Below are 6,508 nucleotides of genomic sequence, written 5' to 3' on the forward strand. Positions count from 1 at the left end.
TCGGTTCGTTACTCCTTCGCCCGCGCGCACTCCGCGCAGGTCCCGAAGATCTCCACGGTGTGTGCGACGTTCACATACCCGTGCTGGGAGGCGATCGTCTCGGCCCACTGCTCCACAGCGGGTCCTTCGACCTCGACGGCCTTGCCGCAGACCCGGCACACCAGATGGTGGTGGTGTTCGCCGGTGGAGCACCGCCGGTACACCGACTCGCCCTCCGTCGTGCGGAGCACATCGACCTCGCCCGCGTCGGCGAGGGACTGCAGGGTGCGGTAGACCGTGGTCAGCCCCACCGAGTCGCCGCGGTGTTTGAGTACATCGTGCAGCTCCTGTGCGCTGCGGAACTCGTCCACCCCGTCGAGCGCCGCCGCGACGGCTGCGCGCTGCCGGGTGGACCGGCCGCGTACCGGGGCTGCGTTCGTGCCACTGATCGGCGCCGTGGCCACTGGTGCCTCCTCGTGTCGCCCGTACATGTGTCGTCGGGCCATTGTGCCAGTCCGGCCCGCTGACACGGTCAGACCGGCACGTCGTCCGATGCCGGTCGGGCGGCCGGTACTTCCAGGGTGCACCCGTCCTCGTCCGCGGTGCTCGCGCGGGCACGCCGTTTCGCGAGCGGTGTGGCGAGCGCGGTCAGCAGGATGAACGCGGCGATGGCCATCAGCACGATCGTGGCGCCGGGGGGAACGTCCTGGTAGTAGGTCGTCACCGTTCCCGCCAGGGTCACCACCGTGCCGATGACGACGGCCAGCACGAACGTCACCTTGAACGACTTCGAGATCTGCTGCGCCGCCGCGACCGGCACCACCATCAGGGCGCTGACCAGCAGCAGGCCGACGACCCGCATCGCGACGGTGACGGTGACCGCGGCCGTGACCGCGACCAGCAGGTTCAGCGCGCGCACCGGCAGCCCGGTGACCCGGGCGAACTCCTCGTCCTGGCTGACGGCGAACAGCTGCCTGCGCAGCCCCACCGTCACCAGCATCACGAAGGCGGCCAGGACGCAGATCGCGGTGACGTCCGATTCGGAGACCGTGGAGAGGGAGCCGAAGAGATACGACATCAGGTTCGCGTTGGAGCCGGTGTCGGACATGTTGATCAGCATCACGCCGCCCGCCATGCCGCCGTAGAAGAGCATGGCCAGGGCGATGTCGCCGCGGGTGTGTCCGTACCAGCGGATCAGCTCCATGACGACCGCGCCGGCCACGGCGACGGCCGTGGCCATCCAGACGGGGCTGGTGGAGAGCAGGAAGCCGAGGCCGACCCCGGTCATCGCGATATGGCCGATGCCGTCGCCCATCAGGGCCTGGCGGCGCTGGACCAGGAAGATGCCGATGGCGGGGGCGGTGATGCCGACCAGGACGGCGGCGATCAGGGCCCGCTGCATGAAGGGAGGGTTCAGGAATTCCAGCATGATCAGGTCAGCAGTCCCGTCCGGACGGGCTCGGAAGCCGCGTGGGGGTGTACGTGGTCGTGGCCGGGCAGCGCGTGCTGGCCCAGGGCCTCGGGGGGCGGCCCGTCGTGCGTCACACAGCCGTCGCGCAGCACGATCGCCCGGTCGATCAGGGGCTCCAGCGGGCCGAGCTCGTGCAGGACGAGCAGGACGGAGGTGCCGGCGGCGACCTGCGCGCGCAGGGTCGAGGCGAGGATCTCCTGGCTGGCCAGGTCGACCCCGGCCATCGGCTCGTCCATGATCAGCAGTTCCGGCTCGGAGGCGAGGGCACGGGCGATCAGGACCCGCTGGTGCTGGCCGCCGGACAGGGCGCTCACGGAGTCCTTGGCGCGGTCGGTGAGCCCGACGAGCTCGATGGCCCGGTCGACGGCCGCCCGGTCCGCCCTGCCGGGCAGCCGCAGCTTCGTACGGGACAGCCGCCCGGAGGCCACGACCTCGCGGATCGTCGCCGGGACACCCCCCGCCGCGGTGGTGCGCTGGGGTACGTAGCCGACGCGGCCCCACTGGCGGAAGCGGCGCAGCTCGGTGCCGAACAGCTCGACGGTGCCGCCGGTGAGCGGGACCTGGCCGATCACGGAGCGTACGGCGGTGGACTTGCCGGAACCGTTGGCGCCGAGCAGGGCGACGACCTCACCGCGGTGGACGGTCAGGTCGACCCCCCGCAGCACGGGGCGCGCGCCGAGGGTGGCCATGGCGCCGCGCAGGCTGATCACGGCTTCTTTTGCGGTACTCCCGGGCTCCGGCATGAGCGCCTCCGATGCGGCTGTCGATGGGACGGGTGAGTCGGATGGGACAGGTGAGTCGGGTCGGACGGGTGGAGCGGATGCGATGGACAGGGCGGGGGCGGGTGGGGCGGATGAAGCGGGTACGGCGAGTGTGACGTCTGTCACTTCGCGCCGAGTGCCTTCTGGAGCGCCGCCAGATTGGACTCCATGACCTCGGTGTAGTCAGCGCCCTTGGACTTGCCGGTGATTCCCTCCAGCGGGTCCAGGACGCCGGTCTTCAGCCCGGTGTCCTTCGCGAGGGTCTTGGCGGTCCGGTCGCTGGCGAGCGTCTCGAAGAAGACGGTGGTGGCCCCGCTCTTCTCGGCGACGGTGTGGATCTCCTGGATCCGGGCGGGGCTCGGCTCGGCCTCGGGGTCGACGCCGGCGATGCCCTCCTGGGTGAGCCCGTAGCGCTCGGCGAGATAGCCGAAGGCGGAGTGGGTGGTGATGAAGGTCTTGGTGGCGGTGTTCTTCAGGCCCGCCTCGAACGCCGTGTTCAGCGCGCCCAGCTCGTCGACCAGGGCGGTCGTGTTCCGGGCGTAGTCCGCGGCGTGGTCGGGGTCGGCCTTCTGCAGGGACTTCCCGACCCCCTTGGCGACCTCGGCGTACTTCACCGGGTCCAGCCAGATGTGCGGATCGGCGCCGCCCTCCTCGCCGTGGTTGTGCCCGTCGCCCTCCTCGTGCTCCCCGTGGGCTTCCTCGCCCTCGTGGCCGTGCTCCTCCTCGCCCTCGTGATCATGGCCGCTGACCTGGGCCCCGTGGTTCTCCAGCGTGGTGAGGGTCGCGGCGTCGACGGTGTTCTTCACACCGGACTGCTTGATCGCGTCGTCCACGGCGGGCTGGATGCCCTTGAGGTAGAGGACGTAGTCGGAGTCGCTGATGGAGCCGATCTGGCGGGGGGTGAGCTCCAGGTCGTGCGGCTCGACCCCGGGCTTGGTCAGGCTGGTGACGGCGACGTGCTCGCCGCCGATCCGCTCGGCCAGGAACTGCATCGGATAGAACGACGCCGTCACTTTCAGCTTGCCGTCGTTGCTCCCGTCCGCGGCATCGGAGGTGGAGCAGGCCGAGAGGGCAGTCAGGCCGAGGGCGACTGCGCCGGCGACGGCGGCGGTGGGTATGAGGCGGCGTACGTTCATGACAGTCATTTTCAACAAAAGTGGAAACGATTGTCAACAAGGCTGATGAGATGACCGGAACGGTGCCGGAAGATCGCTGGACCCCCCCACCGATTTGATCCGGGGGGTGCGCCCGCCGGTAATCTTGGGCATTCGCCCGCGCCCGATACACGAGCACCACCCCATCGAGGCGCTCCGCGCCGCCCCTGTCCAATTTCACCGTCGTAATGAAGAGAGCACCGTGGCCGCCGACAAGATCGACACCATCGTCAGCCTGAGCAAGCGCCGTGGCTTCGTCTACCCCTGCAGTGAGATCTACGGCGGTCAGAAGGCCGCCTGGGACTACGGGCCGCTGGGCGTGGAGATGAAGGAGAACCTCAAGCGCCAGTGGTGGCGTTACATGGTCACCTCGCGCGAGGACGTGGTCGGTCTCGACTCGTCGGTCATCCTGGCCCCCGACGTCTGGGTCGCCTCCGGCCACGTCGCCACCTTCTCGGACCCGCTCACCGAGTGCACCTCCTGCCACAAGCGCTACCGGGCCGACCACCTGGAAGAGGCGTACGAGGAGAAGCACGGCAAGCCCCCGGTCAACGGCCTGGCCGACCTCAACTGCCCCAACTGCGGCAACAAGGGCACGTTCACCGAGCCCAAGCAGTTCTCGGGTCTGCTCTCCACGCACCTCGGCCCGACCCAGGACTCCGGCTCCATCGCCTACCTGCGTCCCGAGACCGCGCAGGGCATCTTCACCAACTTCGGCCAGGTCCAGCAGACCTCGCGCAAGAAGCCGCCGTTCGGCATCGCGCAGATGGGCAAGTCCTTCCGGAACGAGATCACTCCGGGCAACTTCATCTTCCGCACCCGCGAGTTCGAGCAGATGGAGATGGAGTTCTTCGTCAAGCCGGGCGAGGACGAGCAGTGGCAGGAATACTGGATGGAGCAGCGCTGGAACTGGTACACGGACCTGGGCATGCGCCCGGAGAACATGCGCTGGTTCGAGCACCCGGCGGAGAAGCTCTCCCACTACTCCAAGCGCACCGCTGACATCGAGTACCGCTTCCGCTTCGGCGGCAGCGAGTGGGGCGAGCTGGAAGGCGTCGCCAACCGCACGGACTACGACCTCAAGGCGCACTCCAAGGCCTCGGGCACGGACCTGTCGTACTTCGACCAGGAGGCCGGCGAGCGCTGGACCCCCTACGTCATCGAGCCGGCGGCCGGTGTCGGCCGCGCGATGCTGGCCTTCCTCCTGGACGCCTACATCGAGGACGAGGCGCCCAACGCCAAGGGCGTCATGGAGAAGCGCACCGTGATGCGTCTCGACCCGCGCCTGGCCCCGGTCAAGGTCGCGGTCCTGCCGCTGTCCCGCAACCCGCAGCTCTCGCCGAAGGCCAAGGGCCTGGCCACCGACCTGCGCAAGAACTGGAACATCGAGTTCGACGACGCGGGCGCCATCGGCCGCCGCTACCGCCGCCAGGACGAGATCGGTACGCCGTTCTGCGTCACCGTCGACTTCGACACCCTGGACGACAACGCGGTGACCGTGCGTGAGCGCGACACCATGCAGCAGGAGCGCGTCTCCCTGGACCAGATCCAGTCCTACCTGGGCGCCCGTCTGCTCGGCTGCTGATCCCCGGGCACGCCCCCGGCACCCGGGCGGCATGCCCACGCGCGACAGCGGCGAAGCCCCCGGTTCCGTGTACGGAGCCGGGGGCTTCGTTGCACACTGGGGCCCACGCTCCCCCCAGGAGGCACGCATGCCGTCCATGACCACGAGCAAGGTCAGCAGATGGGACCAGCACGGCCGTGAACACACCGTCCAGGTGAGCAAGTCGGGGATGCAGCGGCAGCTGATCTGCGGCACCTGCGGATGGCGCAGAGGAGCGCAGTTCCTGCCCTGGCTGAAGGCCGAGGAGCACCTGGCGCAGGAGCATCGGGCGACGGTCGACCCGACGGTCTGAACGCTCCCCACCAGGTCAAACGGGCCGCCGGGCCACTCGGCGGCGTGTCCGGACACCCCGGTGCGGCGGGAAATCGGGTGCTGGCCACCGTGCGGCCGAGGTACGGTTCCCTCATGTCGTCGTTCTTCCAGATCTACGAGTGAGAGCGCGGCGGGCACGACCTCCCGCCGCTCACCGGATCGATTCAGATCAGTTCATTCCTGACTTCTCACCATGATGGGAGAACGCCGTGGCCAAGAGCCGCAACAACCTCCTCGGCGTCGGCGGGCAGCGCAAGAAGCTGTCCCGCGCCGAACAGCAGGGTGCGGGCCCCGCACGCAATGCCGACCGCAAGACGGCCGAGGAGAAGAAGCAGGAACTGCTGCGCAAGATGCGCGAACGCGCCGGCGCCGGTCAGGCCGACCAGTCGGACCAGCCCGCCCAGGGCGAGTCCGCGTCGTCGTCCGACGCGAGCTGACGCGCTCTCAACTCCCGTACGGGTTCCGGTAAGGAATCCGGAACGAGTTCCCGTACGAGTCCCCGTACGTCCGTGGGCCCGGAACACCTCACTCAGGTGTTCCGGGCCCACGTCTGTCACCGCCGAGTGCTCAGCCGATGAGCGGGGCGCAGGCACTCACGCCGAGTCCGCCGGGCCTCGCCTGTCCTCGACGTGGACGACGTGGAGTTCGGTGCCGTCCCGGTGGCGCTTGGAGCGTCCCAGCAGTCCGACGGCGATCTCGGACCGGTCTTGAGGCTCATCAGGGCCGACATAGGTGAGGACGTCGTTGTGGTGACCGGTGACGACCCATCCCTCGGTGTCCGCGAGGTCGATCACTCCGAAGTCTCCTGCCGGAGATCCGGCACGCACCTGGCCGAACTGTTTCAGGATCTCGGTGGCCTGCTCAGCGAGCTCTCCACTTGGAGCGGTCAGCACGACACAGGTGCCCTGCTCGAAGAGCACCCAGGACTTGCGGGGGTCGACGAGAATCCGCTGCCAGACATCTATCAGTATCTCAGTTTCCACGGCGGTCATCATGCCGCAGCGCACTGACACAGGCCGAGCAACAGGCTTTCTCCTCCCAGGGTGTGGGGTCGTGGGGGCGACTCGTGGGGTTGGGGCTCACGGGCTACGGGTGTTCGACGACTTTTACGTCGCGTAGTTGGCGGATGAGGAGGGAGGCGAGCATGCCGGGGTATTGGGGTTGGTTGTAGGGGGAGAGTTGGCCGTTGTCGGTGGTGGTCCAGCCG

8 protein-coding genes are annotated in these 6,508 nt (G+C 68.7%); 3 read left to right on the forward strand and 5 right to left on the reverse strand.

What is annotated here, in order from left to right; genetic code table 11:
- Positions 1-8: 8 nt before the first annotated feature.
- The 4 genes from ABT170_RS08715 to ABT170_RS08730 all read right to left on the reverse strand — a co-directional run bounded on the left by ABT170_RS08715 (position 9) and on the right by ABT170_RS08730 (position 3,347).
- Positions 9-443, reverse strand: a complete 435-nt coding sequence (locus ABT170_RS08715; RefSeq protein WP_329943949.1) for a Fur family transcriptional regulator — start codon at positions 441-443, stop codon at positions 9-11.
- Between the two features lie 68 nt (positions 444-511).
- Complete coding sequence (locus tag ABT170_RS08720) at positions 512-1,411, reverse strand: metal ABC transporter permease (protein ID WP_329944143.1); 900 nt, start codon at positions 1,409-1,411, stop codon at positions 512-514.
- Positions 1,411-2,193, reverse strand: coding sequence for a metal ABC transporter ATP-binding protein (locus tag ABT170_RS08725; RefSeq protein WP_329943948.1), 783 nt, complete (start codon positions 2,191-2,193; stop codon positions 1,411-1,413). The genes ABT170_RS08720 and ABT170_RS08725 overlap by 1 nt, the downstream gene beginning before the upstream one ends.
- 140 nt (positions 2,194-2,333) lie before the next feature.
- A complete protein-coding gene (locus tag ABT170_RS08730) occupies positions 2,334-3,347 on the reverse strand; it encodes a metal ABC transporter substrate-binding protein (RefSeq protein ID WP_351865225.1) in 1,014 nt (337 codons plus the stop codon).
- A 220-nt stretch (positions 3,348-3,567) separates the two neighbouring features.
- Between ABT170_RS08730 and ABT170_RS08735 the strand changes: the two genes are divergently transcribed.
- From ABT170_RS08735 to ABT170_RS08745, 3 genes are all read left to right on the forward strand, one after another.
- Positions 3,568-4,950, forward strand: coding sequence for a glycine--tRNA ligase (locus tag ABT170_RS08735; RefSeq protein WP_329943946.1), 1,383 nt, complete (start codon positions 3,568-3,570; stop codon positions 4,948-4,950).
- A gap of 127 nt (positions 4,951-5,077) precedes the next feature.
- A complete protein-coding gene (locus tag ABT170_RS08740) occupies positions 5,078-5,281 on the forward strand; it encodes a hypothetical protein (RefSeq protein WP_329943945.1) in 204 nt (67 codons plus the stop codon).
- A gap of 229 nt (positions 5,282-5,510) precedes the next feature.
- The gene (locus ABT170_RS08745) at positions 5,511-5,738 is read left to right on the forward strand and encodes a DUF6243 family protein (RefSeq protein ID WP_329943944.1); all 228 of its coding nucleotides are present in this window, start codon (positions 5,511-5,513) and stop codon (positions 5,736-5,738) included.
- A gap of 156 nt (positions 5,739-5,894) precedes the next feature.
- On the opposite strand, the gene ABT170_RS08750 is transcribed toward ABT170_RS08745, so the two are convergent.
- Positions 5,895-6,296: a hypothetical protein gene (locus tag ABT170_RS08750; protein ID WP_329943943.1), complete on the reverse strand. Its 402-nt coding sequence runs from the start codon at positions 6,294-6,296 to the stop codon at positions 5,895-5,897.
- Positions 6,297-6,508 lie beyond the last annotated feature (212 nt).

This window comes from Streptomyces sp. NPDC001787, assembly GCF_040297465.1.
Classification (GTDB): domain Bacteria; phylum Actinomycetota; class Actinomycetes; order Streptomycetales; family Streptomycetaceae; genus Streptomyces.